This is a genomic window from Streptomyces sp. NPDC048590 (assembly GCF_043199535.1).
In the GTDB taxonomy this organism is placed as follows: Bacteria; Actinomycetota; Actinomycetes; order Streptomycetales; family Streptomycetaceae; genus Streptomyces.
The window spans coordinates 176840-202733 of record NZ_JBICWC010000006.1 but is presented as its reverse complement, the minus strand read 5'-3'; the positions used below and the strand labels follow the sequence as shown (position 1 = coordinate 202733).

At 70.1% G+C, this 25894-nt stretch carries 22 protein-coding genes; 11 read left to right on the top strand and 11 right to left on the bottom strand.

Features of this window, described 5'->3' with window-relative positions; genetic code table 11:
- Positions 1-5 precede the first annotated feature (5 nt).
- Together ACGFNN_RS19375 and ACGFNN_RS19370 are read right to left on the bottom strand one after the other, a co-directional pair.
- Positions 6-962: a pirin family protein gene (locus ACGFNN_RS19375; RefSeq protein ID WP_393557324.1), complete on the bottom strand. Its 957-nt coding sequence runs from the start codon at positions 960-962 to the stop codon at positions 6-8.
- 151 nt (positions 963-1113) lie between these two features.
- Entirely contained in the window at positions 1114-1554 is a 441-nt protein-coding gene (locus ACGFNN_RS19370) for an SseB family protein (protein ID WP_362673482.1), read from the bottom strand.
- Positions 1555-1726: 172 nt separating this feature from the next.
- Between ACGFNN_RS19370 and ACGFNN_RS19365 the strand changes: the two genes are divergently transcribed.
- The 3 genes from ACGFNN_RS19365 (at position 1727) to ACGFNN_RS19355 (ending at position 5337) form a co-directional block, all read left to right on the top strand.
- The gene (locus tag ACGFNN_RS19365; protein ID WP_393557322.1) at positions 1727-3553 is read left to right on the top strand and encodes an acyl-CoA dehydrogenase; all 1827 of its coding nucleotides are present in this window, start codon (positions 1727-1729) and stop codon (positions 3551-3553) included.
- 161 nt (positions 3554-3714) lie between these two features.
- Positions 3715-5013: a M18 family aminopeptidase gene (locus ACGFNN_RS19360; protein ID WP_362675486.1), complete on the top strand. Its 1299-nt coding sequence runs from the start codon at positions 3715-3717 to the stop codon at positions 5011-5013.
- Between the two features lie 102 nt (positions 5014-5115).
- Positions 5116-5337, top strand: a complete 222-nt coding sequence (locus tag ACGFNN_RS19355; protein ID WP_327116942.1) for a DUF6458 family protein — start codon at positions 5116-5118, stop codon at positions 5335-5337.
- Between the two features lie 61 nt (positions 5338-5398).
- Here the strand turns inward: ACGFNN_RS19355 and ACGFNN_RS19350 are convergent, their stop codons facing one another.
- Entirely contained in the window at positions 5399-7210 is a 1812-nt protein-coding gene (locus ACGFNN_RS19350; protein ID WP_393557319.1) for an NHL domain-containing thioredoxin family protein, read from the bottom strand.
- 64 nt (positions 7211-7274) lie between these two features.
- Between ACGFNN_RS19350 and ACGFNN_RS19345 the strand changes: the two genes are divergently transcribed.
- The gene (locus tag ACGFNN_RS19345; RefSeq protein WP_362545111.1) at positions 7275-7766 is read left to right on the top strand and encodes an LURP-one-related family protein; all 492 of its coding nucleotides are present in this window, start codon (positions 7275-7277) and stop codon (positions 7764-7766) included.
- Positions 7767-7825: 59 nt separating this feature from the next.
- Here the strand turns inward: ACGFNN_RS19345 and ACGFNN_RS19340 are convergent, their stop codons facing one another.
- Positions 7826-8623, bottom strand: coding sequence for a carbon-nitrogen family hydrolase (locus tag ACGFNN_RS19340; protein ID WP_393557318.1), 798 nt, complete (start codon positions 8621-8623; stop codon positions 7826-7828).
- Positions 8624-8823: 200 nt separating this feature from the next.
- Here ACGFNN_RS19340 and ACGFNN_RS19335 point away from each other — a divergent pair, with 200 nt between their 5' ends.
- Positions 8824-9648, top strand: coding sequence for a maleylpyruvate isomerase family mycothiol-dependent enzyme (locus tag ACGFNN_RS19335; protein WP_393557317.1), 825 nt, complete (start codon positions 8824-8826; stop codon positions 9646-9648).
- 66 nt (positions 9649-9714) lie between these two features.
- On the opposite strand, the gene ACGFNN_RS19330 is transcribed toward ACGFNN_RS19335, so the two are convergent.
- The gene (locus tag ACGFNN_RS19330) at positions 9715-11022 is read right to left on the bottom strand and encodes a nitrate/nitrite transporter (protein WP_393557316.1); all 1308 of its coding nucleotides are present in this window, start codon (positions 11020-11022) and stop codon (positions 9715-9717) included.
- Positions 11019-11714, bottom strand: coding sequence for a GntR family transcriptional regulator (locus ACGFNN_RS19325; RefSeq protein ID WP_362545123.1), 696 nt, complete (start codon positions 11712-11714; stop codon positions 11019-11021). Before ACGFNN_RS19325 ends, ACGFNN_RS19330 begins: the two co-directional genes overlap by 4 nt.
- A 223-nt stretch (positions 11715-11937) precedes the next feature.
- On the opposite strand from ACGFNN_RS19325, the gene ACGFNN_RS19320 reads away from it, so the two are divergent.
- Positions 11938-12840 (top strand): D-alanyl-D-alanine carboxypeptidase family protein, encoded by a 903-nt coding sequence (locus ACGFNN_RS19320; RefSeq protein WP_393557315.1) that lies wholly within the window; start codon positions 11938-11940, stop codon positions 12838-12840.
- A 292-nt stretch (positions 12841-13132) separates the two neighbouring features.
- On the opposite strand, the gene ACGFNN_RS19315 is transcribed toward ACGFNN_RS19320, so the two are convergent.
- The 3 genes from ACGFNN_RS19315 to pdhA are packed head-to-tail and all read right to left on the bottom strand — an operon-like array spanning position 13133 to position 16675.
- On the bottom strand, positions 13133-14533 hold the full coding sequence (locus tag ACGFNN_RS19315) for a dihydrolipoamide acetyltransferase family protein (protein WP_393557314.1): 1401 nt from the start codon (positions 14531-14533) through the stop codon (positions 13133-13135).
- A 10-nt stretch (positions 14534-14543) separates the two neighbouring features.
- Positions 14544-15524, bottom strand: coding sequence for an alpha-ketoacid dehydrogenase subunit beta (locus ACGFNN_RS19310; protein WP_362545135.1), 981 nt, complete (start codon positions 15522-15524; stop codon positions 14544-14546).
- A gap of 2 nt (positions 15525-15526) precedes the next feature.
- Positions 15527-16675, bottom strand: coding sequence for a pyruvate dehydrogenase (acetyl-transferring) E1 component subunit alpha (pdhA, locus tag ACGFNN_RS19305; RefSeq protein ID WP_362673033.1), 1149 nt, complete (start codon positions 16673-16675; stop codon positions 15527-15529).
- A 344-nt stretch (positions 16676-17019) separates the two neighbouring features.
- On the opposite strand from pdhA, the gene ACGFNN_RS19300 reads away from it, so the two are divergent.
- From ACGFNN_RS19300 to ACGFNN_RS19290, 3 genes are all read left to right on the top strand, one after another.
- Positions 17020-17679 (top strand): response regulator transcription factor, encoded by a 660-nt coding sequence (locus ACGFNN_RS19300; RefSeq protein WP_362545141.1) that lies wholly within the window; start codon positions 17020-17022, stop codon positions 17677-17679.
- Positions 17680-17769: 90 nt separating this feature from the next.
- Positions 17770-18297: a pyridoxamine 5'-phosphate oxidase family protein gene (locus ACGFNN_RS19295; RefSeq protein WP_393557312.1), complete on the top strand. Its 528-nt coding sequence runs from the start codon at positions 17770-17772 to the stop codon at positions 18295-18297.
- A gap of 1 nt (position 18298) precedes the next feature.
- Positions 18299-19354, top strand: coding sequence for a phosphotransferase (locus tag ACGFNN_RS19290; protein ID WP_393557310.1), 1056 nt, complete (start codon positions 18299-18301; stop codon positions 19352-19354).
- Between the two features lie 101 nt (positions 19355-19455).
- Here the strand turns inward: ACGFNN_RS19290 and ACGFNN_RS19285 are convergent, their stop codons facing one another.
- A complete protein-coding gene (locus ACGFNN_RS19285; protein ID WP_393557308.1) occupies positions 19456-21072 on the bottom strand; it encodes a protein kinase in 1617 nt (538 codons plus the stop codon).
- A gap of 294 nt (positions 21073-21366) precedes the next feature.
- Here ACGFNN_RS19285 and ACGFNN_RS19280 point away from each other — a divergent pair, with 294 nt between their 5' ends.
- Both ACGFNN_RS19280 and ACGFNN_RS19275 read left to right on the top strand, forming a co-directional pair.
- Positions 21367-22992 carry a protein kinase gene (locus tag ACGFNN_RS19280; protein ID WP_393557307.1) on the top strand — a complete coding sequence of 542 codons (1626 nt, stop codon included), beginning with the start codon at positions 21367-21369 and terminating at the stop codon, positions 22990-22992.
- Between the two features lie 1143 nt (positions 22993-24135).
- Entirely contained in the window at positions 24136-24681 is a 546-nt protein-coding gene (locus ACGFNN_RS19275; RefSeq protein ID WP_385020282.1) for a bacterial proteasome activator family protein, read from the top strand.
- A 165-nt stretch (positions 24682-24846) separates the two neighbouring features.
- On the opposite strand, the gene ACGFNN_RS19270 is transcribed toward ACGFNN_RS19275, so the two are convergent.
- Positions 24847-25833, bottom strand: a complete 987-nt coding sequence (locus tag ACGFNN_RS19270) for an NAD(P)H-quinone oxidoreductase (RefSeq protein WP_393557305.1) — start codon at positions 25831-25833, stop codon at positions 24847-24849.
- Positions 25834-25894: the final 61 nt, after the last annotated feature.

Here is a 25894-nt window from a genome sequence, read left to right as displayed (position 1 = left end):
GGACCTCACATGCCGTGCACGGCGGGCACCGTGCCCAGCCGGCCCTTCTGGAAGTCCTCGAAGGCCTGCTGCAGCTCCTCGCGGGTGTTCATGACGAACGGGCCGTAGTGCGCCATGGGCTCACGGATGGGCTGTCCGCCGAGGAGGACGACCTCCAGGTCCGGCGTGTGGGAGTCCTGCTTCTCGTCCGCCCGGACGGTCAGCGCGCCACCGGCCCCGAAGACCGCGGTCTGGCCGACGTGGACCGGCCGGCGCTCGGCACCGGCCGAACCCTTGCCCGCCAGCACGTATGCCAGCCCGTTGAAGTCCTCGCGCCACGGCAGGGTGATCTCGGCACCCGGCGCGAGCGTCGCGTGGACCATGGTGATGGGCGTGTGCGTGATGCCCGGACCCTGGTGCCCGTCCAGCTCACCGGCGATGACCCGGAGGAGCGCGCCGCCGTCGGCCGAGGTGAGCAGCTGCACGCTGCCGCCCCGGATGTCCTGGTAGCGCGGGCCCATCATCTTGTCCTTGGCCGGCAGGTTCACCCACAGCTGGAGGCCGTGGAAGAGACCGCCCGACATGACGAGGGACTCCGGCGGGGCCTCGATGTGCAGCAGACCCGAACCGGCCGTCATCCACTGGGTGTCACCGTTGGTGATGGTGCCCCCGCCGCCGTTGGAGTCCTGGTGGTCGAAGGTCCCGTCGATGATGTACGTGACGGTCTCGAAGCCCCGGTGCGGGTGCCAGGGCGTTCCCTTCGGTTCACCCGGCGCGTACTCCACCTCGCCCATCTGGTCCATCATGATGAACGGGTCGAGGTGCCGGTAGTTGATCCCGGCGAAGGCGCGCCGCACCGGGAAGCCCTCGCCCTCGAAACCGCTGGGCGCGGTCGTGACGGTGAGCACGGGGCGGGCCACGGCATCGGCCGGTGCCGCGACCTTCGGCAGGGTCAGCGGGTTCTCGACGGTCACTGCGGGCATGGGAGCCACCTCCGGAAGTCTTCTGCGACCAATTTAGTTGAACAGTGAACATCCTGCAAGGCGACATCCATTCCCGCCCCGGATCCGGACAGCACCGAGGGCCCGCACCGGTCCGGTGCGGGCCCTCGGCCCAGGATGTCGGGTGCGGCCGTCAGCCGTACATGCGGCGCATCGCGAAGTCCACCATCTGCTCCACGGCCTTGGCGTCGAACACCATGCGGTGATCGCCCTCCATGTCCAGGACGAAGCCGTAGCCCGTGGGCAGCAGATCGATCACCTCCGCGCCGGTGATCACGAAGTACTTGGACTCCTTGCCCGCGTACCTCCTGAGCTCCTTGAGCGTGGTGAACATGGGGATCACCGGCTGCTGGGTGTTGTGGAGCGCCAGGAAGCCGGGGTTGTCACCGCGCGGGCAGTAGACCTTCGCCGTGGAGAAGATCTGCTGGAAGTCCTCAGCGGCCAGCGAACCGGTCGTGAAGGCCCGTACCGCGTCGGCCAGGGACGGCGGAGAGGGCTCGGGGTACAACGGCTGCTCGCCGTAGCCGCCACCCATCTGCTGCTGCGCGCCCGGGTTCTGGTCGTAGCCATACATGCCGCAAAGAGTAATCGGACACATCTGCGCCTCGGGGGGTTGCATCTTATTACTGACGGGTAGCATCATCGGAGGGGTCAGGTGATATACCCGCGCCGACCGTCCGTCGCCCGCACCTCACACTCCTCCACGGGGCGCTGCGCGCCACTGCTATTGATTACGGAGCCTTGCCATGGGGCACTACAAGTCGAACCTCCGCGACATCGAGTTCAACCTCTTCGAGGTCCTCGGGCGCGACAAGCTCTACGGCACGGGCCCGTTCGCGGAGATGGACGTCGACACCGCGAAGAGCATCCTCGACGAGGTCACCCGCCTCGCGGAGAACGAGCTCGCCGACTCGTACGCCGACGCCGACCGCAACCCGCCGGTCTTCGACCCCGAGACGAACACCGCCCCCGTCCCGGCCTCCTTCAAGAGCTCCTACCAGGCGTTCATGGACTCCGAGTACTGGCGCCTCGGCCTGCCCGAGGAGATCGGCGGCACCACCTCCCCGCGCTCCCTGATCTGGGGTTACGCGGAGCTGCTGCTCGGCGCCAACCCGGCGGTCTGGATGTACAGCTCCGGCCCCGCGTTCGCCGGCATCCTCTTCGACGAGGGCAACGAGGCGCAGAAGAAGGTCGCCGAGATCGCCGTCGAGAAGCAGTGGGGCTCGACGATGGTGCTCACCGAGCCGGACGCCGGTTCGGACGTGGGCGCCGGCCGCACCAAGGCGGTCGAGCAGGAGGACGGCTCCTGGCACATCGAGGGCGTGAAGCGCTTCATCACCTCGGGCGAGCACGACATGTCCGAGAACATCCTCCACTACGTCCTGGCGCGCCCCGAGGGTGCGGGACCGGGCACCAAGGGCCTCTCCCTCTTCCTGGTCCCGAAGTACCACTTCGACTGGAACACCGGCGAGCTCGGCGAGCGCAACGGCGTGTACGCGACGAACGTCGAGCACAAGATGGGTCTCAAGGCGTCGAACACCTGTGAGATGACCTTCGGCGACCAGCACCCCGCCAAGGGCTGGCTGATCGGCGACAAGCACGACGGCATCCGCCAGATGTTCCGCATCATCGAGTTCGCCCGCATGATGGTCGGCACGAAGGCCATCGCCGCGCTCTCCACCGGCTACCTCAACGCGCTGGAGTACGCCAAGGAGCGGGTCCAGGGCACCGACCTGTCGCAGTTCATGGACAAGGCGGCCCCCAAGGTCACCATCACCCACCACCCCGACGTGCGCCGCTCCCTCATGACACAGAAGGCGTACGCCGAGGGCATGCGCTCGCTCGTCCTCTACACCGCCTCCGTCCAGGACGCGATCCAGGTGAAGGAGGCCGCGGGCGAGGACGCCAAGGCGCTCAACGGCCTCAACGACCTCCTCCTGCCGATCGTCAAGGGCTACGGCTCCGAGAAGTCCTACGAGCAGCTCGCGCAGTCGCTGCAGACCTTCGGCGGCTCCGGTTACCTCCAGGAGTACCCGGTCGAGCAGTACATCCGTGACGCCAAGATCGACACCCTGTACGAGGGCACCACGGCCATCCAGGGCCAGGACTTCTTCTTCCGGAAGATCGTCCGCGACCAGGGCGCCTCGCTGAACGCCCTGTCCGAGGAGATCAAGAAGTTCCTCGCGGGCGCACAGGGCGACGAGGAGCTGTCCGGCTCGCTCGACAACCTCGCCAAGGCCGCGGTGGACCTCGAGGCGATCGTCGGCACGATGATCACCGACCTCACCGCGACCGGCGAGGACGTCAAGAACATCTACAAGGTGGGCCTCAACACCACCCGCCTCCTGATGGCGTCCGGCGACGTCGTCGTCGGATACCTCCTGCTCAAGGGCGCGGTCGTCGCCTCCGAGAAGCTGCGCACCGCCTCCGCCAAGGACGCCGCCTTCTACCAGGGCAAGATCGCCGCCGCGAAGTTCTTCGCCGCGAACATCCTGCCGGGCGTCTCCGGGGAGCGCGCGCTCGCCGAGAACGTCGACAACTCGCTGATGGAACTGGACGAGGCGGCCTTCTAGTCGCCCGCTCCGCACTTCGCACCACACCGCGCCGCCACCCGGACAACCGGGTGGCGGCGCCGTCGTACCCGCCCGGTCCGGACCGCGAACCACGGGACCGTCCGGTGGACGGACGGCCACCAGCGGATTGCGGACGGATCGTCCTCGTTAAGGTGAGGAGCATGAGCTCTCCCATCCGCTTCGACCGCGGGCACACCGACGACCTGATGGCCTTCCTGATGGCCTCCCCTTCCCCGTACCACGCCGTGGCGACCGCAGCCGCGAGGCTGGAGAAGGCCGGGTTCCGGCAGGTCGAGGAGACGGACGCGTGGGACGGCTCCAAGGGCGGGAAGTACGTCCTGCGGGGCGGCGCGATCGTGGCCTGGTACGTGCCGGAGGGCGCGGGCGCGCACACTCCGTTCCGGATCGTGGGCGCACACACCGACTCGCCCAACCTGCGGGTCAAGCCGCTGCCCGACACCGGCGCCCACGGCTGGCGGCAGGTCGCCGTCGAGGTCTACGGCGGGACCCTGCTGAACACCTGGCTGGACCGGGACCTCGGGCTGGCCGGGCGCATCTCGCTGCGCGACGGCACCCACCGGCTGGTGAACATCGACCGTCCGCTGCTCAGGGTGCCCCAGTTGGCCGTGCACCTCGACCGCTCGGCCAACCCCGACGGCCTCAAGCTCGACCGCCAGAAGCACATGCAGCCGATCTGGGGGATCGGTGACGTGCGGGAGGGTGACCTCATCGACTTCGTCGCCGGGGAAGCCGGCGTCGACGCCGCGGAGATCACCGGCTGGGACCTCATGCCGCACCCCGTCGAGGCCCCCTCCTACCTCGGCCGGGACAACGAGCTGCTCGCCGGGCCGCGCATGGACAACCTGCTCTCGGTGCACGCGGGCACGGCCGCACTCGCCGCGGTAGCCTCACGGCCCGACGGCGAGCTGCCGTACATCCCCGTGCTGGCCGCCTTCGACCACGAGGAGAACGGCTCCCAGTCCGACACCGGTGCGGACGGCCCGCTGCTGGGCACGGTCCTCGAACGTTCCGTGTTCGCCCGCGGCGGTTCCTACGAGGACCGGGCCCGCGCCTTCGCCGGGACGGTCTGCCTCTCCTCGGACACCGGCCACGCGGTCCACCCCAACTACGCCGAGCGCCACGACCCGACGCACCACCCGGTGGTCAACGGCGGGCCGATCCTCAAGGTCAACGTCAACATGCGTTACGCGACCGACGGCGGCGGCCGCGCGGTCTTCGCGGCCGCGTGCGAGAAGGCCGACGTTCCGTGGCAGACCTTCGTCTCCAACAACTCCATGCCGTGCGGCACCACGATCGGCCCGATCACCGCGGCCCGGCACGGCATCCGGACCGTCGACATCGGGGTGGCGATCCTGTCGATGCACAGCGCCCGCGAACTCTGCGGCGCCGACGACCCGTACCTCCTCGCCAACTCCCTCGCGGCGTTCCTCACGGGCTGATCCGGTATCCCAACCGCCTTCCCGGACATGCTTGTTGCCGGGCCGGGTACGCGACCCCGTACACCGGCCCGGAGTCACCGGGCCGTCGAGGAGGCGGAAATCATGGGACTCGGAGGATGCATTCTCCTGATCGGTGCCGGGGCGATTCTGGCGTTCGCCACGGACTGGGAGATGGACACCGTCAACGTCGACCTGGTCGGCTGGATCATGATGCTCGTCGGCCTCGTCGGGGTCTTCGTCTACGTGAGCATCGCGCGTCGCCGGCGCATGGTCGTCCCGCCCACCACCACGGTGGTCACGGAGGAAGAGCGCCGCTACCAGTAGACGCGCCGTAAGGCCCCCCGTCCGCCGGACAGGCGGACGGGGGTGAAGACTTCCCGGGCCGTCAGGCCTGCTCGTCCATCCCGGCCAGCACCAGGGGAAGCCTGGACGCCCCGGTGGCGGTGACCGTGACGGGAACGCCCCAGTCCTGCTGGTGGACATGGCAGGCCGGGTACTCGTTCTCCGGGTCGTCGTCGCAGGACGCCGCCATGGCGGACACGTGCAGGACCCCTTCCGTGGCCCCGTCCGCGAGGACCAGGTCACGGCTCAGGTCCGTGCCCTGCCCCGCCCCCTCGGCCAGCAGCTCCGGCGGGGTCGAGGAGACCAGCAGCCGGGTCGACGGCCCGTAACGGGTGTCGAGCTTCTGCCCGGCGGGAGCCTGGAAGACCACGTCCAACCGCAGCGTCCCGGCCGCCACCTCGGTGGCCGCCCGCTGCGTGCGGTGGGCCCGGTCCGCGACGCGCACGGCCTCCTCCGGAAGCCGCAGCCTGGTCAGCCGGTGGCGTGCGGACTCGACGACGACCAGATCGCCGTCCACCAGCACCGCGTCACTCGGCTCCCGCAGATCCGTGGCCAGCGTGGTGACCTCGCCGCTCTCCGGGTCGTACCGCCGCAGCGCGTGGTTGTAGGTGTCGCTCACGGCGACCGATCCGTCCGGGAGGGCGGTGACGCCCAGCGGGTGCTGGAGGAGCGCCTGGCCGGCCGGGCCGTCACGGTGCCCGAAGTCGAAGAGGCCCGTGCCGACGGCGGTGTGCACCTCTCCCGCCTCGTCCACGTAGCGCAGCGCCGAGGTCTCCGAGTCGGCGACCCAGAGGCGGTCGCCCGCGGCGGCCAGCCCCGAGGGCTGCGCGAACCACGCCTCGTCTCCGGGACCGTCGACCAGACCCTCGTTGGTCGTGCCCGCGGCCACCCGCACGGTGCCCTCGGCGAGGTCGTAGGTCCACAGCTGGTGCACACCGGCCATCGCGATCCACAGCCGGTCGCCGAACCAGGCGATGTCCCACGGCGACGACAGGTCCACCTCGGTGGCGGTGCCGCTGGTCGCGGAGCCCTGCCACCACTGCCGGCCGGTCCCGGCCAGCGTCGTCGTCTCCCCCGTCGCGAGGTCGAGGGCCCGGATCGCGTGGTTCACCGTGTCCGCGACGGCGATCCGTCCGTCCGGCAGGACGGCGAGGCCCTGGGGTTCGCTGAACCGGGCCTGGCCGGGGGAGCCGTCCACGAACCCCCGCTCGCCGGCGCCGAAGTGGCGCCGCACCGTTTCTCCGTCCGGCTCCAGCTCCACCAGGCGGTGACGGGTGGTGTCCGACACCAGGAATCCGCCGTCCGGCAGGACCAGTGCCTTCCCGGGGAAGCGCAGGTGCGTGGCGACCGGCTCGGGTGCCACGTAGGGGCCGTCCCCGCGGCGCAGGGTGCCCTTGGCCGCGTGCTCGGCCTCCAGCTCCTCGACCAGCTTCTCGATGGCGTGGGCGTGGCCCTCGCCGGCGTGCTGGGCGACGACGTAGCCCTCCGGGTCCACGACGACCAGCGTCGGCCAGGCGCGGACGGCGTACTGCTTCCAGGTGGCCAGCTCGGGGTCGTCGAGGACGGGGTGGTGCACCTCGTACCGCTCGACGGCGTCCACGACGGCCTGGTGGTCCGCCTCATGGACGAACTTCGGCGAGTGGACACCGATGATCACCACGGTGTCGCGGTGCTTCTCCTCCAGCTCGCGCAGCTCGTCGAGGACATGCAGACAGTTCACACAGCAGAATGTCCAGAAATCGAGAATGACAATCCGTCCCCGCAGCTCAGCAAGGGTGTACTGCCGGTCGCCTGTATTGAGCCATCCGCCCTTGCCGATCAGTTCGGGGGCGCGGACACGTGCACGTGCTGTCATGACACCAGTCAACAGCAACCTCGCCTGCCCGCATTCCGTCAGGGCGTCGGGGAACCTGTGATCCATGAGACTTCTCGTGCGTGAGCGCCTTTTCGGCATCGGCGACGACTACTGGATCGAGGACGCGGACGGGCACAAGCTCTTCCTCGTGGACGGCAAGGCCATGCGCCTGCGCGACACCTTCGAGTTGAAGGACACCGACGGCCGGGTGCTGGTCGAGGTCCGGGAGAAGCTGGTCAGCCTCCGCGACACGATGGTCATCGAGCGGGACGGCGAGGGGCTCGCCAAGGTCAAGCGCAAGCGTCTCTCGCTGCTGCGCAATCACTACCGGGTGACCCTGGTGGAGGGGACCGAACTCGACGTCAGTGGCAAGATCCTCGACCGCGAGTTCGCCATCGAGTACGACGGTGAGCTGCTGGCCCAGATCTCGCGGCGCTGGCTGAGCGTCCGCGACACCTACGGCGTCGACATCGTGCGTGAGGACGCCGACGTACCCCTGCTCATCGCGGTGGCGGTCTGCGTGATCGTCCTCGCGGACAAGGAGCGCGAGGACTGAGACCTCGCCGGAGGCCCGCACGGCCCGGTTTCACGTGAAACCGGGCCCCGAGGATGCACTCAGGCCAGTCGGCGCGGGGCGAGGCCCAGGCGGCGGTCCTTGAGAGCCGGGAACTGCTCACGGGTGGTGGCGGCCTTCGCCGGGTCGAACTCCACGGTGAGCACCTCCTCACCTGCTCCGGCCTCGGCGAGCACCTCACCCCACGGGTCCACGACGATGCTGCGGCCCGCCTGCTCGACTCCCGCGTGGGTCCCCGCGGAGCCGACCGCCAGGACGTACGCCTGGTTCTCCACCGCGCGGGCCTGGGCCAGCAGCGTCCAGTGCGAGCGCCGGCGCTCCGGCCAGCCGGCCGCGACGACCAAGGTCTCCGCCCCCGCGTCGACCAGCCCCCGGAACTGTTCCGGGAAGCGGAGGTCGTAGCAGGTGGCGAGGCCGAGTGTGGTCTGCGGCAGGGCGACGGTGACGAGCTCCTCGCCCGCTCCCATCATCACCGCCTCGCCCTTGTCGAAGCCGAACCGGTGGATCTTGCGGTAGGAGGCGGCCCGCTCGCCCTCGGGGGAGAAGACGAGCGAGGTGTTGTAGAGGGTGCCGTCCTCGGCGCGCTCGACGAAGGACCCGGCATGCAGCCAGACCCCGGCCTCGGCGGCCGCCTTCGCCATGATCTCGTGGGTGGGGCCGTGCAGCGGCTCCGCCTCTTCCTCGAACGCGGTGTAGGCGAAAGCGCCGACGGGCCAGAGTTCCGGCAGGACCACGAGGTCTGCGCCGCGCTGGTCCACGACCAGCGAAGCCACGCGTTCTCTACGGGAATTGACCGATTCATCCGGGTTTACTGCGATCTGGATGAGGGAGGCGCGCACACTACCACCGTCCTGGCATGAGAGCCGTCAACACGGGCCTACGATCGTCACACGAAAGCACTGCCGGGGTGCCTGCTCGCAGCGTAACTTAGCGAGCGAACCTCCCACGCAGCCCGCAGACAGCACCGTCGGTGCCGGCCCTCCCGCCGGCACTCCCCTGCTCTCCAGCCCATGCACCGCAGAACCGCACGAGGGGTCCCGTGACCGTCCATCCCAGCCTCCAGACCTATGCCGATGCCTGGACCCACTCCATCGAGGCGATATCCGAGCTGGTCAAGCCGCTCGCCGACGCCGAGTGGAACCGCCGGACGCCCTGCCCGGGCTGGTCGGTCCGCGACATCGTCTCGCACGTCATCGGCATGGAGTGCGAACAGCTCGGCGACCCCCGTCCGATCCACACCCTGCCGCGCGACCTCTACCACGTGCAGAACGACCACCAGCGCTACATGGAGATGCAGGTCGACGTCCGGCGCCACCACACCGCGCCGGAGATGACCTCGGAGCTGGAGTACACGCTCATCCGGCGCATGCGCCAGCTGCGCAACGAGACACGCGCCCCCGAGACGATGGTGCGGGCACCGCTCGGCGCCGAGCAGACCCTGGAACTGGCACTGCACATGCGGGCCTTCGACGTCTGGATCCACGAGCAGGACCTGCGGACGACACTGGGACAGCCCGGCAACCTGGATTCCCCCGGCGCCCTGGTCGTCCGGGACACCCTGCTGGCGGGGCTGGCGAAGGTGGTCGCCAAGGACGCGGCCGCACCGCCGCACTCGGCCGTGGTCTTCGACGTGCACGGCCCGCTGGAGTTCCTGCGTACGGTCAGGGTCGACGCCGACGGGCACGGGTCGGTGGACGGCTCGCCGTCCCTGGGACCGGCCGCGACGCTCACGATGGACTGGGAGACGTACTACCGGCTGGCCTGCGGCCGGGTGCGCGTCCAGGCCGTCGAGGACCTCATCAAGATCGAGGGCGACCAGGAACTGGCCGCCGAGATCCTGCGCAACTTCGCCGTGACCCCGTAGCGCCCGCCCGACGGGCAGGTCCGCCGGCGGCCCTCGAACGGGCTCGCCGGCGGGGGATCGCCCAGGTCACACGGGGACGTGCACGGCCTCCACGCGGCTCACGACATGGTGGTCGCGCTCACGGTGCGTGGCACTGGCGTACAGCCGCAGGATCTGCGTGACGCCGATCGCCTCCAGGACGAAGACCGAGGCGAACGCGACGCGGTAGTTGTCACCGGTCGCGTCGAGCAGCACGCCCACCGCGAACAAGGTCGTCATCGAGGCGACGAAGCCGCCCATGTTGACGATCCCCGAAGCCGTTCCCTGGCGTTCCGGAGGATTGGCGGGCCGGCCGAAGTCGAAGCCGATCATCGACGCCGGACCGCAGAAGCCGAGGGCCACGCACAGGGTGACGAGCAGCCACATCGGCGCGTGGTCACCGGGGTAGAAGATGGTGCTCGCCCACACCAGCGCGGTCATCGCGACCGTACCGAGGGCCAGCGGAGCGCGTGCCGCGTGGTGGCGGGCGATGACCTGTCCGTAGACCAGGCCGACCACCATGTTGGACAGCACCACCAAGGTGAGCAGTTCACCGGCGGTGCCCCTGCTCAGGCCCTGCGCCTCCACGAGGAACGGCATCCCCCACAGCAGCAGGAAGACCATGCCGGGGAACTGGGTGGTGAAGTGCACCCACATGCCCAGCCGGGTGCCGGGCTCCCGCCAGGCGGCGGCGATCTGCCTGCGTACGTAGGCCGCTCCGGCGTGCTCGGCGGGAGGCGGTTCATGCCCTTCGGGATGGTCCTTCAGGAAGAGCAGCAGCAGGACGAGCACCACCACGCCGGCGAAAGAACTTCCGACGAAGGTCGTGGTCCAGCCGAGCCCGTGCAGCGCGCGGGCGATGAAGAGCGTCGAGACGAGGTTGCCCGCCATCCCGAAGAGCGCCGCCACCTGGCTGATCAGCGGACCACGCCGGGCCGGGAACCACCGGGCCCCGAGCCGCAGGACGCTGATGAAGGTCATCGCGTCACCGCAGCCGAGCAGCGCCCGGGAGGCGAGCGCCGTGCCGTAGGAGGGGGACAGGGCGAAGCCCAGCTGCCCCACGGTGAAGAGCACCACTCCGAGGGTGAGGACCTTCTTGGTGCCGAGCCGGTCGACCATCAGACCGACGGGGATCTGCATGCCGGCGTAGACCAGCAGTTGCAGGATCGAGAACGTCGAGAGGGCCGAGGCGTTGACGTCGAAGCGGTCGGCGGCGTCCAGTCCGGCGACACCCAGACTCGTGCGGAAGATGATGGCGACGAAGTAGACGGCGACACCGATGCCCCAGATCCAGACGGCCCGCCGGCCGCCGGGCGGGTCACCGGGCAGGGAGAGGGAGGGTGCGGCGGAGGTCATCGGTCGTCCCCCCGGACCAGGACCCTGACCCGGCCGACATGGCGGCGTACGACCTGGGCGGCACCTTCGGCGTCGCCGGCCCTGATCGCGTCGAGGAGTTCACCGTGCTCGGTGAGGTTGGCGGCGATCCGGTCGGGGTGCGCCTCCATCACGGCGACCCCCATCCGGAGCTGCCGGTCCCGGAGCTGGTCGTAGAGGCGCGAGAGGATCTCGTTGCCGGCGTTCTTCACGATCTCGGCGTGGAAGCAGCGGTCCTTGACGGACACCGCGGCCAGGTCGCCGACCTCTGCGAGCTCCCGCTGCTCCTCCAGGAGCTGTTCGAGCCGGGCGATCAGCCGCGGCGGGGCGGGAACGGCCTTGCGGGCGGCGAACTCCTCGACGAGCAGCCGGGTTTCCACCACGTCGGAGATCTCCTGTGCGGAGACCGCGAGCACCAGGGCGCCCTTCTTCGGGTAGAGCTTGATCAGCCCTTCGACCTCCAGGCGGAGGAGGGCCTCGCGCACCGGCGTCCGGGAGACCCCGACGGCCTCCGCCAGATCGCCCTCGGTCAGGAGCGTGCCGCCCTCGTAACGGCGGTCGAGAACCGCCTCCTTGATGTGGGTGTAGACACGCTCGGCTGCCGGTGGGGGCTTGGGGTCCGCCTTGCGGACCGTGGGTGGGGCAGAGGGTGAGGCGGTGGGCGCTGCAGGCATGCACACAGCATAGATACAAGATGTGTGCGTCTGCTGGCGCGTCCGGGATACGGGATGCGCCAGGCCGCCGAAGCCGGGCCCGGACTCCACGAGCCCGCTTCCCTCACACTCGGCCGGCATGAATTCACCCGCACGGGTGAGCAGCCCTTCGACGCTCCCGCGCGTCTCACATCAGGGCAGGCCTCCCACTCGCCGCCCTTCCGGACACTTTGGAGCGTCTACCTTGAAATTCGGCACCACGGTCACCCGTCGCACTTCCGTCGCGGCGACGGTCGCCCTGACGGCGGGAGCCGTCCTCGCGACGGGAGCCTTCGCCTCCACGGCGCAGGCGGCCGCCGCCCCACCGGTACCCACGATCACCGCCAAGGGCGGTTTCGTGATGAACGACGCCACCAAGAAGGCCCTCTACGGCAAGGCGGCGGACACCCGCCGGTCCACCGGTTCCACCACGAAGATCATGACGGCCAAGGTGGTGCTGGCACAGAAGAACCTGAACCTCGACGCCAAGGTCACCGTCCAGAAGGCCTACAGCGACTACATCGTCTCGAAGACCGCCTCGTCGGCCCGCCTGATCGTCGGTGACAAGGTCACCGTCCGGCAGCTCCTCTACGGGCTGATGCTGCCGTCGGGCTGCGACGCCGCGTACGCACTGGCCGACAAGTTCGGCAGCGGATCGACCCGGGCCGCCCGGGTGAAGTCCTTCATCGGCAAGATGAACGCCGATGCCAAGAGCCTGGGCCTGACGAACACCCACTTCGACTCGTTCGACGGCATCGGCGGCGGCTCCAACTACTCCACGCCGCGCGACCTCACCAAGCTGGCGAGCAGCGCGATGCGGAACTCCACTTTCCGCGCGGTCGTGAAGACGAAGTCGACCAAGCAGAAGGTGACCACGAAGAACGGCGGCTACCGCTACATGTCGTGGTCCAACACCAATGCCATGCTGGGCAGTTACAGCGGCATGACCGGCGTGAAGACCGGCTCCGGCCCGTCCGCCAAGTACTGCCTCGTCTTCGCCGCGACCCGGAACGGCAAGACGGTCGTCGGGACCGTCCTGACCTCGACGTCAGCGACCACCCGAACCGCCGACGCGAAGAAGCTCCTGGACTACGCCTTCAAGAAGTAGGGCCCTCGGCGGTGTCGGGGGAGCACGCGCGAGGCCTGCGCCCCTCCCCCGGCCGCCGGGTCCAGGTCCGCGGAGGCCGGCCGTGAACGCCCGGTGAGCGGCTGCACGGCTGGCTCGCCAGCGAGGACGAGTACTACGGCAGGGGGCTGATGATCGTGGCGGATCTTGCCGAGCGTTGGGGCGTCGAGCCGCGCACGGTCGGCAGGACCGTGTACGCGGAGCTCGCCGTACGCCCCGGACATGCCGGTGGGCCCGCGCGCACTCCGCGCGGGCCCACCGGGTGAACGGCCTGTCAGGCCCAGGTGATCAGCCGCTTCGGCTGCTCGAGGATCGCGGCGACATCCGCGAGCACCTTGGAGCCGAGCTCGCCGTCGACCAGACGGTGGTCGAAGGAGAGGGCGAGCGTGGTCACCTGCCGGGGCTTGACCTTGCCCTTGTGGACCCAGGGCTGGAGCTTGATCGCACCGACCGCGAGGATCGCGGACTCGCCCGGGTTGAGGATCGGCGTACCGGTGTCGACGCCGAAGACGCCGACGTTGGTGATGGTCACCGTGCCGCCGGCCATCGCGGCGGGGGAGGTCTTGCCCTCCCTGGCCGTGGTGACCAGCTCACCCAGCGCCCCGCCGAGCTGGGGCAGGGTCATCCCGTGCGCGTCCTTGATGTTCGGCACGATCAGCCCGCGCGGGGTGGCCGCGGCGATGCCCAGGTTGACGTAGTGCTTCTGGACGATCTCCTGGTTGGCCTCGTCCCACGTGGCGTTGATCTCCGGGTTGCGCTTGATCGCGACCAGGAGGGCCTTGGCGATGATCAGGAGCGGGTTGACCCGCACCCCCGCCATGTCCTTGTCCTCCTTGAGCTCCGCCACGAGCTTCATCGTGCGCGTCACGTCGAGGGTCACGAACTCCGTGACGTGCGGTGCGGTGAAGGCGCTGCCGACCATGGCCTGCGCGATCGCCTTGCGCACACCCTTCACCGGGATGCGGGTCTCACGGCCGGCCGCGTCCACCGGCACGGCGGCGGGCACGGGGGCGAGGGCGGGAGCCCCGGGCTGCGCCGGGACCTCCTCGGCCACCGGTGCGGCGGCCGCGTGGACGTCCTCGCGGGTGATGACGCCGCCCTCTCCGGTCGGGGTCACCGTCGCCAGGTCGATGCCCAGGTCCTTCGCCAGCTTGCGCACCGGCGGTTTGGCCAGCGGACGCGTCTCGGGCGCCACCGGGGCGGAGTGCCCGTTCATCTCCGCCTGGATGGCGGCAGCCGCCGGACCGGGGATCACGACCCCCTTGCGCGCCCGGCGCTTGGTGGAGGTCTCGGCCACGCCGTAGCCCACCAGGACCGGCTGGCGGCCCTTGGGCTCCTCGGCCTCCGGCTCCGCCGCGGGCTGCGGCTCGGCGGGTTCCGCGGCGGCCGGAGCGGCGTCACCGCTGCCGGGCGCCACGTCCACCGCGATGATCACCTGGCCGACGTCGACGGTCGCCCCCTCGGGGAAGCGCAGCTCGTGCACCACCCCGTCGAAGGGGATCGGCAGCTCGACGGCGGCCTTGGCCGTCTCGACCTCGCACACCACCTGGCCGTCGGTGACGGTGTCACCGGGCTGGACGAACCACTTGAGGATCTCGGCCTCGGTCAGCCCCTCGCCCACGTCGGGCATCTTGAACTCACGGAAACGCGCGGACGTCTCGGTCATCGTCGTCACGGCCCTCTCCTCAGTACGCCAGCGAGCGGTCGACGGCGTCGAGCACCCTGTCGAGCCCGGGCAGGTACTCGTCCTCGATCCTGGCGGGCGGGTAGGGCGCGTGATAGCCGCCGACCCTCAGCACCGGGGCTTCGAGGTGGTAGAAGCAGCGCTCGGTGATCCGGGCCGCGATCTCCGCCCCGGAGCCGTAGAACACCGGCGCCTCGTGGACCACCACGAGCCGGCCGGTCTTCTCCACGGAGGTCTGCACGGCGTCGAAGTCGATGGGGGACATCGACCGCAGGTCGAGGACCTCGACCGACTTGCCCTCCTCCTGCGCCGCGGCGGCCGCCTCCAGGCAGACCTTCACCATCGGGCCGTAGGCGGCGAGCGTCAGATCGGAACCCTCACGGGCCACGGCGGCCTTGTGGAGCGGGCCGGGGATGGCCTCGGTGTCGAGCTCCCCCTTGTCCCAGTAGCGCCGCTTGGGCTCGAAGAAGATGATCGGATCGTCGCTCTGGACGGCCTGCTGCATCATCCAGTAGGCGTCGCTCGCGTTGGACGGCGAGACGACCTTCAGCCCCGCCACATGGGCGAACAGGGCCTCGGGGGACTCGCTGTGGTGCTCGACCGCACCGATGCCGCCGCCGTAGGGGATGCGGACGACGACCGGCATCTTGACCTTGCCGAGCGCCCGGGCGTGCATCTTGGCCAGCTGCGTCACGATCTGGTCGTACGCGGGGAAGACGAAGCCGTCGAACTGGATCTCGACCACCGGGCGGTACCCGCGCAGGGCCAGACCGATCGCCGTACCGACGATCCCGGACTCGGCGAGCGGGGTGTCGATGACCCGGTCCTCGCCGAAGTCCTTCTGCAGCCCGTCCGTGATGCGGAAGACCCCGCCGAGCTTGCCGACGTCCTCACCCATGATGAGGACCTTGGGGTCGGTCTCGAGAGCCTTGCGCAGCGACTCGTTGAGCGCCTTCGCGATGGACATCTTCTCGGTGGCCATGGCTAGTTGCCCTCCTCGGCGAACGATGCCTGGTAGGCGGCGAACTGGGCGCGCTCCTCGTCGACGAGCGGGTTGCCGTCGGCGTACGCGTGGTCGAACATCGCCAGCGGCTCGGGGTCGGGCATGGCCCGTACCGCCTCGCGCACCCGCTTGCCGAGGGTCTCGCTCTCCTCGTCCAGCGCGGTGAAGTACGCCGCGTCGGCCAGACCCTGCTTCTCCATGTAGGTGCGCAGCCGCAGGATCGGGTCCTTGGCCTCCCAGGCCGCCCGCTCCTCGTCCGCCCGGTACTTCGTCGGGTCGTCGGAGGTGGTGTGGGCGCCCATGCGGTAGGTGAAGGCCTCCACCAGTGTCGGGCCCTCACCCCGCCGGGCGCGCTCCAGCGCGTGGCGGGTCACGGCCAGGCAGGCCAGGACGTCGTTGCCGTCGACCCGGATCCCGGGGAAGCCGAAGCCCTGGGCGCGCTGGTAGAGCGGGACCCGGGTCTGCTTCTCGGTCGGCTCGGAGATCGCCCACTGGTTGTTCTGGCAGAAGAACACCACGGGGGCGTTGTAGACGGCGGAGAAGGTGAACGCCTCCGCGACGTCACCCTGGCTGGACGCGCCGTCACCGAAGTACGCGATCACGGCCGAGTCCGCGCCGTCCTTGGCCACGCCCATGGCATAGCCGGTGGCGTGCAGGGTCTGCGAGCCGATGACGATCGTGTAGAGGTGGAAGTTGTTGGAGTTGGGGTCCCAGCCGCCGTGGTTCACACCGCGGAACATCCCGAGCAGGTTCGTCGGGTCGACGCCACGGCACCAGGCCACGCCGTGCTCCCGGTAGGTCGGGAAGACGTAGTCGTCGTCACGAAGCGCCCGGCCGGAACCGATCTGCGCGGCCTCCTGGCCCAGCAGTGAGGCCCACAGGCCCAGCTCGCCCTGGCGCTGCAGCGCGGTGGCCTCGGCGTCGAAGCGACGCGTCAGGACCATGTCCCGGTAGAGGCCCCGGAGCTCTTCGGCGCCGAGGTCGATCTCGAAGTCCGGGTGCTCGACCCGCTCGCCCTCGGGCGTCAGCAGCTGCACCAGCTGGGGGCCGGAACTGTCCGGCGCCTTCGCGGCGCTGGTCCGCTTGCTGCTGCGTCGCGGTTTACGCGCGGCAGTGCTCTCCACGGTCACGTGCGTGCTCCTCCGTCGGTCCGGCCCCCGGGATGGCCGGGAACCAGTGCGGCTCGCCTGCGTCCGGACCCGCGCACGGGGTGGGTGCGGCTCGGTCGGAACAGACGTACAGGTGCCCCGGCGAGCGTCCTGTCATAAGCACGTTACCCAGTGCTTCGCATAACTGCGAAACACCCTGTGACCTGCAATTTTGCTTGGATTTCCAAGTAAATCGCAAAAATCGCGAAGTCCCGCTGGTCACAGCACCGGTAACGCCCCGACAGCTGGCCGGAACAACGGCACGTTATCCCGGGCGCCACCCCCAGGGAAGGGCGGACGGGAAAGGAGTGTGTGAGACTTCGAATGTGCGCGAAGAAGGAAAAATCACGGTATTCCTGCTCGATGACCATGAAGTCGTCCGACGGGGAGTCCACGAGCTGCTGTCCGCCGAGGAAGGCATCGAGGTCGTCGGGGAGGCCGGCACCGCGGCGGACGCGCTCGCGCGCATCCCGGCGACGAGGCCCGATGTCGCCGTCCTGGACGTCCGGCTGCCGGACGGCAGCGGCGTGGAGGTGTGCCGGGAGGTCCGCTCCAGGGACGAGAGCATCAAGTGCCTGATGCTCACCTCGTACGCCGATGACGAGGCGCTCTTCGACGCGATCATGGCAGGCGCCTCAGGCTACGTACTGAAGGCCATCCGGGGGAACGAACTGCTCAGCGCGGTGCGCGACGTCGCGGCCGGCAAGTCCCTGCTGGACCCGGCGGCCACCGCCAGGGTGCTGGAGCGGCTGAGGGAGGGCAAGGAGGCCAAGGGCGACGACCGGCTCTCCGGCCTGACCGAACAGGAGCGCAGGATCCTCGACCTGATCGGTGAGGGGCTGACGAACCGGGCGATCGGCGAGCGGCTGCACCTCGCGGAGAAGACCATCAAGAACTACGTGTCCAGCCTGCTGTCCAAGCTGGGCATGGAGCGGCGGTCGCAGGCCGCGGCGTACGTCGCGAGGCTCCAGGCCGAGAAGCGCTGAGGAGCGGGCCGTGGGGCAGGGACTTTGGTCCCTGTGCCGCGGGGCCCCGGACCCTTACACGGTCCCTACCTGTGGCGGACAGTGGAAGCCATGTTCTTCTCCCGCCCCTCCGGTACGGACACCTGCCCCACGACGGGCTCCGGTGTCCCGGCACCGGCCGGACGCACCCGTGACGCCGCATCCGCCGCCGCGGAGCGGCTGCGCGCCATGGACCTGCTCGGCAGCGTGCCATTCGGCCGTCTCGCCCTGAGCATGCGGGCCCTGCCCTTCCTCGCGGTGGCACGGCACATGGTGATCGAGGGCGGAGTCGTCCTGCGGATCCACCGGGGCCTCGGCTTCCACGCCTCCTGCGACGGAAGCGTCGTGGCCTACGGGGCGGACAACCTCAGCTCCCCTTCCCCCGACGGCACCGAGGACCTCTGGTCGGTGCAGTTCACCGGCCCGGCGGAGATCGTGCACCCGGACCGCGATCAGCGCGACCGCTTCGGGGCGGGACCCACGGAGGTGAACGGCGAGCACTTCGATCCGGTGTACCTCCGGGTCGAGCCCCACCTCACCCATATGCACACTCTTACCTTCGGTGCAACTCCGTCGGATCGGACACATAGCGTCACCTAACATGTGGCGAGTGCTGCGCTCATCTGTGACCCTTCCGCCTGTCCCTCCGATCGGTGAGGTCCTGCGCCGCTACCCGGACGCCGGCGAGCCGCTCGCCTGCGAACCTCTCAACAAGGGCCTGCTCAACCACGGTTACCGTGTGTCCACCACCCGAGGCTCGTACTTCCTCAAGCACCACCTCGACAAGCACCACCTGGACGACTCCAGCGGCGACCACGCGACGATCGTCCGGCAGCACCGGGCGACCCAGCAGCTGCACTCCCTCGGAGTGCCGGTGGCTCCGCCTCTTGTGGACACGGAGGGTGACACGGTCTCGGTGATCGGCGGGCAGCGCTACGCCCTGCACCGATGGGTGGACGGGCTCCACCGCGACGGAACACAGCTCACGACGGCCCAGTCCCGCCGCCTCGGGACGCTGCTCGGCACCGTGCACACGGGCCTGGCACAGGTCATGGAGGCGGACCAGCCCTCGCCCGTGCGCGGCCGGAGCCCCGACCCCGCCGACACCTTCGCGCTCATCGACGACCTGCTGGAGGCCGCGAGGAGGACGGGTCCCCGCGACGCCTTCGACGAACTCGCCGTACACCGCCTCGTCGAACGCCGCGCACTGCTGGAGCGGCACGCACACCGCCGTCCACCGACCCCCGGGGTATCCGCCAGGGGGTGGGTCCACGGCGACTTCCATCCGCTGAACCTGCTCTACCGGGACGCCGACCCGGTGGCGATCGTTGACTGGGACCGGCTCGGGGTCCAGCCGCGGGCCGAGGAGGCGGTGAGGGCCGCGGCGATCTTCTTCGTCCGGCCGGACGGAAGGCTCGCGCTGGAGAAGGTACGGGCGTACGCCCGCGCCTACCGGCGCTCGGCCGGAGCGGGAGCCGCCGAGCTGGCGGCAGCCGTGCACCGGGTGTGGTGGGAACGCCTCAACGACTTCTGGATACTGCGCTGGCGCTACCGCCTCCACGACCGCAGGGCCGACCCGCAGTTCCCTGCGGTGTCGGCCCTGGCGGTGTGGTGGACGCGCGAGTACGAGGCCGTCGGCGAGGCCTTCACGGAGTGAGACCGGGGGCCCCTTGACCGTCCGGCTCCATGTCACGGGCGGGCCGTGTACTCACGCGTGCGGACCATGCCTGCGGTCGGGGGTGTCGCCGTGAGCCGCGGTCAGGGTGTCGTGCCCGCCGTGGTGCCGGTCGCCGCTCCCGCCGCCGTCCCGGCCGGGGTGCCGCCCGAGGTGGTGCCTTCCGTCGTCCCCGCCGTGTCGTCGCCGGTGCCGCCGTCGTCACCGGTACCACCGTCGTCACCGGTGCCGCCGTCGTCGCCGGTGCCGCCGTCCGTGGTCGTCCCACCGTCGGAGGTTCCGCCCGTGCCCGGGTCGGGCGAGGTGGGCGTCTGGGTCGGCGCCTTCGTCGGCTCCGTCGGCTGGTCCGAGGGGGTGTACGAGGGTTCCGAGGTCTCCCATGTCTGGCCGCCCGACGAGTCGTCCGGCTGCTCGGGCTCCTCCGACTCCTCGTCCGTCGGCTCAGGAGAGGACTCACGTTCCGAAGGGGAGACCGAACTGGAGGGCGAGACGGGGGACTTCTTGCCGCCGCCGTCGTCGTTGGCCGCCTGGACGGCGAACGCGACACCCGCACCGATCGCGATCAGCGCGAGGACGACGAACAGCCACATCTTCCCGCGGCCGCCACCGTTGTGGTGACCGCCCGTGTACGCCCCGTCGTCCGGGTTCATGGGCGGCAGGATCGGCCCCTGCGAGGTGTCCCCGTGCATGGGCCGGGCCATCGCCGCCGTACTGCCGCCGAGGTTCATCGCCGCGGTGCGGCCGCTGTCGTTCAGAGCGACCGGGCCGGTGTTCCACGTGCCCGTGTGCCCGCCCTGGACCTGCAGCATCTGCAGGCCGTACTGGACGAGGCCGCGCATCTCCTCGGCGCTCTGGAACCGGTCGTCCGGATCCTTCGCGAGGGAGCGCATGACGAGGCCGTCCAGCTCCGGCGGGACGGCGCCGGCCACCTGGGAGGGCGGAACCGGCATGTCCTGGACGTGCTGGTACACCACCGAGAGCGGGGTCTCACCCGTGAACGGAGGCCGCAGCGCCAGCAGTTCGTAGAGCAGGCAGCCGGTGGCGTACAGGTCGGAACGGTGGTCGACCGCCTTGCCGAGCGCCTGCTCCGGGGAGAGGTACTGGGGCGTGCCCATGACCATGCCGGTCTGCGTCATCGTCGACTGGGCGCCGTGCAGGGCGCGGGCGATGCCGAAGTCCATCACCTTGACCGCACCGGAGTGCGTGATGATCACGTTCGCCGGCTTGATGTCACGGTGCACGATGCCGTGCTGGTGGGAGTAGGCCAGGGCTTCCAGGACGCCCGCGACGATGATCAGCGCCTGCTCCGGCGGCGGCGCCTCGGCCTCCAGCAGCAGGTCACGGATGGTGTTGCCCTCGACGAGCTCCATGACGATGTAGGGCACGGTCGCCCCGCCGACGACATCCTCGCCGGAGTCGTACACGGCGACGATCGCGTGGTGGTTGAGACCCGCGACCGACTGTGCCTCACGCGTGAAACGGGCCTTGGAGACCGGGTCCTCGGCCAGATCGGACCGGAGCAGCTTCACCGCCACCGTACGGCCCAGACGGACGTCCTCCGCGGCGTAGACCTCGGCCATACCGCCACGGCCGAGCCGGTGGGTCATGCGGTAACGGCCGTCCCCGACCACACCACCGACGCCCCAGGAGTCGGTGCCATCCGAAACTCCGCCGCCGTTTGCTTCGGATTCGGGTGCCATCAGTCCTCGCCGTCGTATCTGTCCGCACGTCTGCGGGTTCTCGCGGTGCCTTGCTGCATCGCCACGTCACGCTACAGGCTCTGTCCGGCACACCGGTTTCCGGAGTGACGGGCCATCCAATCGGCTCGCGCGCCGTACGCGCAAATTCCATGCGCTTCCTGTAACGCTTCCGAGACGCTTCTTGTGCGTAGGGTCACGGAACGGGCACCTGGCTTGACGTGTCGTACCCCTCGGGCAGACTTGGCCCGTAATCGGGTTGACCGCGTCCGTCGGGCGCCGAGGGGGATGCAAGTCATGAGCCACGACGGCGCACAGGGGCGCTACGCGGGCGGTTCTGTGGCCGGTGGCCGCTACCAGCTGCGCGACCTGCTCGGTGAAGGCGGCATGGCGTCCGTCTACCTGGCATACGACTCGGCACTCGACCGGCAGGTCGCGATCAAGACCCTGCACACCGAGCTGGGACGCGAGCAGTCCTTCCGTGAGCGCTTCCGGCGCGAGGCGCAGGCCGTCGCGAAGCTGCAGCACACCAACATCGTCTCGGTGTTCGACACGGGTGAGGACGAGCTCGGCGGCGCCCTGATGCCGTACATCGTCATGGAGTACGTCGAGGGGCAGCCGCTCGGCTCCGTGCTCCAGTCGGACATCCAGCAGTACGGCGCGATGCCGGCCGACAAGGCCCTCAAGGTGACGGCCGACGTGCTCGCGGCGCTGGAGACCAGCCACGAGATGGGCCTGGTCCACCGTGACATCAAGCCCGGCAACGTGATGATGACCAAGCGCGGCGTCGTCAAGGTCATGGACTTCGGTATCGCCCGTGCCATGCAGTCGGGGGTCACCTCGATGACCCAGACCGGCATGGTCGTCGGCACCCCGCAGTACCTCTCCCCGGAGCAGGCACTCGGCCGCGGCGTCGACGCGCGCTCCGACCTGTACTCGGTCGGCATCATGCTGTTCCAGCTGCTCACGGGCCGTCTTCCCTTCGACGCGGACTCCCCGCTCGCCATCGCCTACGCGCATGTGCAGGAGGAGCCGGTCGCCCCGTCGACCATCAACAGGTCGGTCACCCCGGCGATGGACGCCCTCGTCGCCCGCGCGCTGAAAAAGAACCCGAACGAGCGCTTCCCCAGCGCGGCCGCGATGCAGGACGAGATCACCCGCGTGCTGAGCGCGAGCGGTCCGGCGGGCGCCCCGGTGATCACCGGTGGCAGCGGTCCGGCGAACAGCGGCTCCGGCGTCGGCTCGGCGGTCTTCCCGCCCGTCGACCAGAGCACCCCTGCCCCGCAGGGCGTTCAGATGCCGTACCAGCCGCACGCGCACCAACAGCACCAGCCGGGCCCCTACGCCACGCCCGCGCCCACACCGGGCTACGGCTACCCGCAGGCGGCGCAGCCGTACGGGACCTCGGGCGGGCTCGGGCACCAGCAGACCCCGCCGCCGTACACGATGTCCCCGCAGACCTCCTCGATGGCGGGCGGCAACAACGGCTCCGGGCGGAACATGCCCGTGATCGTGGGGGCGATAGTCGTCGCCCTGGTCGCGATCGGCGGCCTGGTCACCTTCCTGAGCCTGCAGGACGACGACTCCGGCAAGGGCGGCGACCCGAGCACCTCCGAGTCCAGCGTGGCCGGCGAGCACAAGCCTCCGGAGCGCAACCGGACCATGGACACCGAGGACTGCACCGACGCCACCGAGGACACGGACGACCCGGCCAAGGTGCAGGCTCCGAACTTCGTCTACAAGGACATCATCTCGGCGAAGACCTGCATCGCCGCCGCGGGCTGGACGGTCAAGGTCATCAAGGTGGAGGGCAACACCTACGCCGAGGACCAGGTCATCGACCAGTTCCCGACGACGGGTACGGCCGTCGCCGAGCGGGGCGCCCACTTCGAGCTGCGGATCGCGACGGGCGACCCTGCCTGACGGGCGACCCTGCGCGGACGTACCACCGGCTCCTTCCGTGACGCGGGAGGAGCCGCTCGTCTGAGACCTCACTCCGGAGCTCTTTGCCCCACGTGACCTCGTCCCCACCTCTCAGGGGGCGTCCGTCCTCGGTGCGGGCGGGGGCTGGGCTGCTTCCCTCGGGGGTGTCCGGCGGCCTCCGGGACGCGTCCGAGGCGGCTGAGGCCCCTGAATCCTCCGGTTGCATTCGAGATGCCGGACAAATCGGGGTATGTGACTCTGATCGCATGCCTCCAGGACTCCCGGTTCCACGGCCGTCACGGTGCGTCGTCGCCTGCCTGGTGATGGCCATCGGGATCGCCCTCGGCCCATCTGACGGGGCATACGGCGATGGCGGCGCCCCCGCTCCTGACACCGCCGCCTCCGTGACCCCTGAAACCGCCTCCGAGCCTTCCCGTTCGGAGGGGCAGGCTCCCTCAGGGCGCCCGGAGGGGCGAACCGATCCCGCGCAGCACCTCGACACACGCCGCCCGTCCGGAGCGTTCCCGTTCCCGTTCCCGGAGGAGGTTCCTGCCGCCCTCGCCCCGTTTCCGGGAGGCCGACCCGCGGCCGTTGGGTCTCCGGACGACCGGCCCGCCCTCGACCCGCCCCTGAAGGGCCTTCCTGCGCCCGGTCCGTCCCTGAAGGGCCTTCCCGCGCCTGGTGCCCCTTCCGGGTCACCGTCCCCCGGGGAACGCCCTCCCGCAACGGAATCCCCCCTGGCGGGGCGAGAGGCGGGCCAGGGGCGCGCGCGACCCGGGCGTTCGCTCTCCCCGGTCGAGGTCGCGGACTCCGAGGCCGCGGCGGACGAGGTGCCACCGGACCCGGACCCCGTCGACGTACCCGCCTTCACGCCGCCACCGGATGCGTTCCCCGAGCCCGGGGAGACCGCACGGCAGCGTAGGCAGGCGCTGGACGATCCCGCCCTGCGGGAGGTGCGTGACGTCTCCCTGGGAACCGGGATCGTGCTGGTAGGTCTGGGGCTGGCGTTTCTAGGGTTCCGACTGCGCCGTACACATTGACCGAACAGGCCTGTGACGGCCTTCCGCGACGGCTTCCAGGGATGATCTACCCGTTCCGGGGGCACCACCATGTCGTGAAGGCCGTGTGCGCGACAATGTCTGCATGGAGATGCCGAGGAATGAACGGTCGCAGGAGCACCCCCAAGTCCTCGTGGTGGGACAGGACGGAATGGCCATCGGCGGCGGAGGCGACGACGAGTCGCGCGAGGTCCCGGTGACCGAGATGGTGGAGCAGCCCGCCAAGGTCATGCGCATCGGCAGCATGATCAAGCAGCTTCTGGAAGAAGTCAGGGCCGCTCCTCTCGACGAGGCGAGCCGGGTCAGGCTCAAGGAGATCCACGCCAGTTCGGTGAAGGAACTCGAGGACGGGCTCGCGCCCGAGCTGGTGGAGGAACTGGAGCGGCTGTCCCTGCCGTTCACCGAGGAGTCGGTCCCCTCCGAGGCCGAGCTGCGCATCGCCCAGGCCCAGCTGGTCGGCTGGCTGGAAGGGCTCTTCCACGGAATCCAGACCGCGCTCTTCGCCCAGCAGATGGCTGCTCGCGCACAGCTGGAGCAGATGCGCCGGGCCCTTCCCCCCGGTGTGGGGCACGAGGACGAAGAAGGCGGCATCGACCCGCACGGACCGGCACGCTCCGGCCCGTACCTGTAAGGATCACCGGCCCCGCGCGGGGGCCGACGGCAGCGGACCGCGGCTATGGCGGCCGCCGACAGCGCGCCGATGCATGTCGCACCGGGGCCCGGCACGCAGGGTGCGTGCCGGGCCCCGGTGCGCGACCGGCGTTCCGGACCCGGCCGTGAACCGGGTTCACTCCCATCAGGCCTGCGGTGCGGCCAGGAGGATCTTCCCGATGTGGCTGCTGGACTCCATCAGCCGGTGCGCCTCCGCGGCATCCTGCATGGGAATCGTGCGGTCCACGACCGGCCGGACCACTCCGTCGGCCAGCAGCGGCCACACATGCTCACGAACCGCCGCGATGATCGCGGCCTTCTCGGCGAGCGGCCTTCCGCGCAGCGACGTCGCCGTGACCGCGGCCCGCTTGCTCAGCAGGGCGCCCAGATTCAGCTCGCCCTTGACTCCGCCCTGGAGACCGATGATGGCGAGACGGCCGTTGACCGCCAGCGCCCGCACGTTCCGGTCCAGGTACTTCGCCCCGACGATGTCCAGGATCACGTCCGCACCGGCCCCGTCCGTCGCCTTGCGCAGCTCGTCGACGAAGTCCTGCTCGTGGTAGTCGATGAGGATGTCGGCGCCGAGTTCCTTGCAGCGGGCCAGTTTCTCCGGGCTTCCCGCGGTCACCGCCACACGTGCTCCGACAGCCTTGGCGAGCTGGATCGCCATCGTGCCGATGCCGCTCGACCCCCCATGGATCAGCAGGGTCTCGCCGGGGCGCAGGTGCGCCACCATGAAGACGTTGGACCAGACGGTCGCCGCCACCTCCGGGAGCGCCGCAGCCTGCGCCAGGTCCACACCGTCGGGCACCGGCAGCAGCTGACCGGCGGGGACCGGAACCTTCTCCGCGTAACCGCCCCCGGCGAGCAGCCCGCACACCTCGTCGCCCACGGACCATCCGCTCACCCCGGGACCGAGCTCCACGATCCGGCCCGCACACTCCAGCCCGGGATAGGGGGAGGCTCCGGCCGGCGGGTTGTAGAACCCCTGTCGCTGAAGAACATCGGCCCGGTTGACCGCGCTGGCCACGACCTCGACGAGGACTTCGCCCTCGCCCGGTACGGGATCTGGCACCTCGGCCCACACGAGCGCTTCAGGGCCACCTGGTTCGGGGATCGTGATCGCATGCATGGCCGCGAGGCTACTCCGTGCCCACCCTCGACGAGGCGGGACCTGCCTGGGACGATCCCAA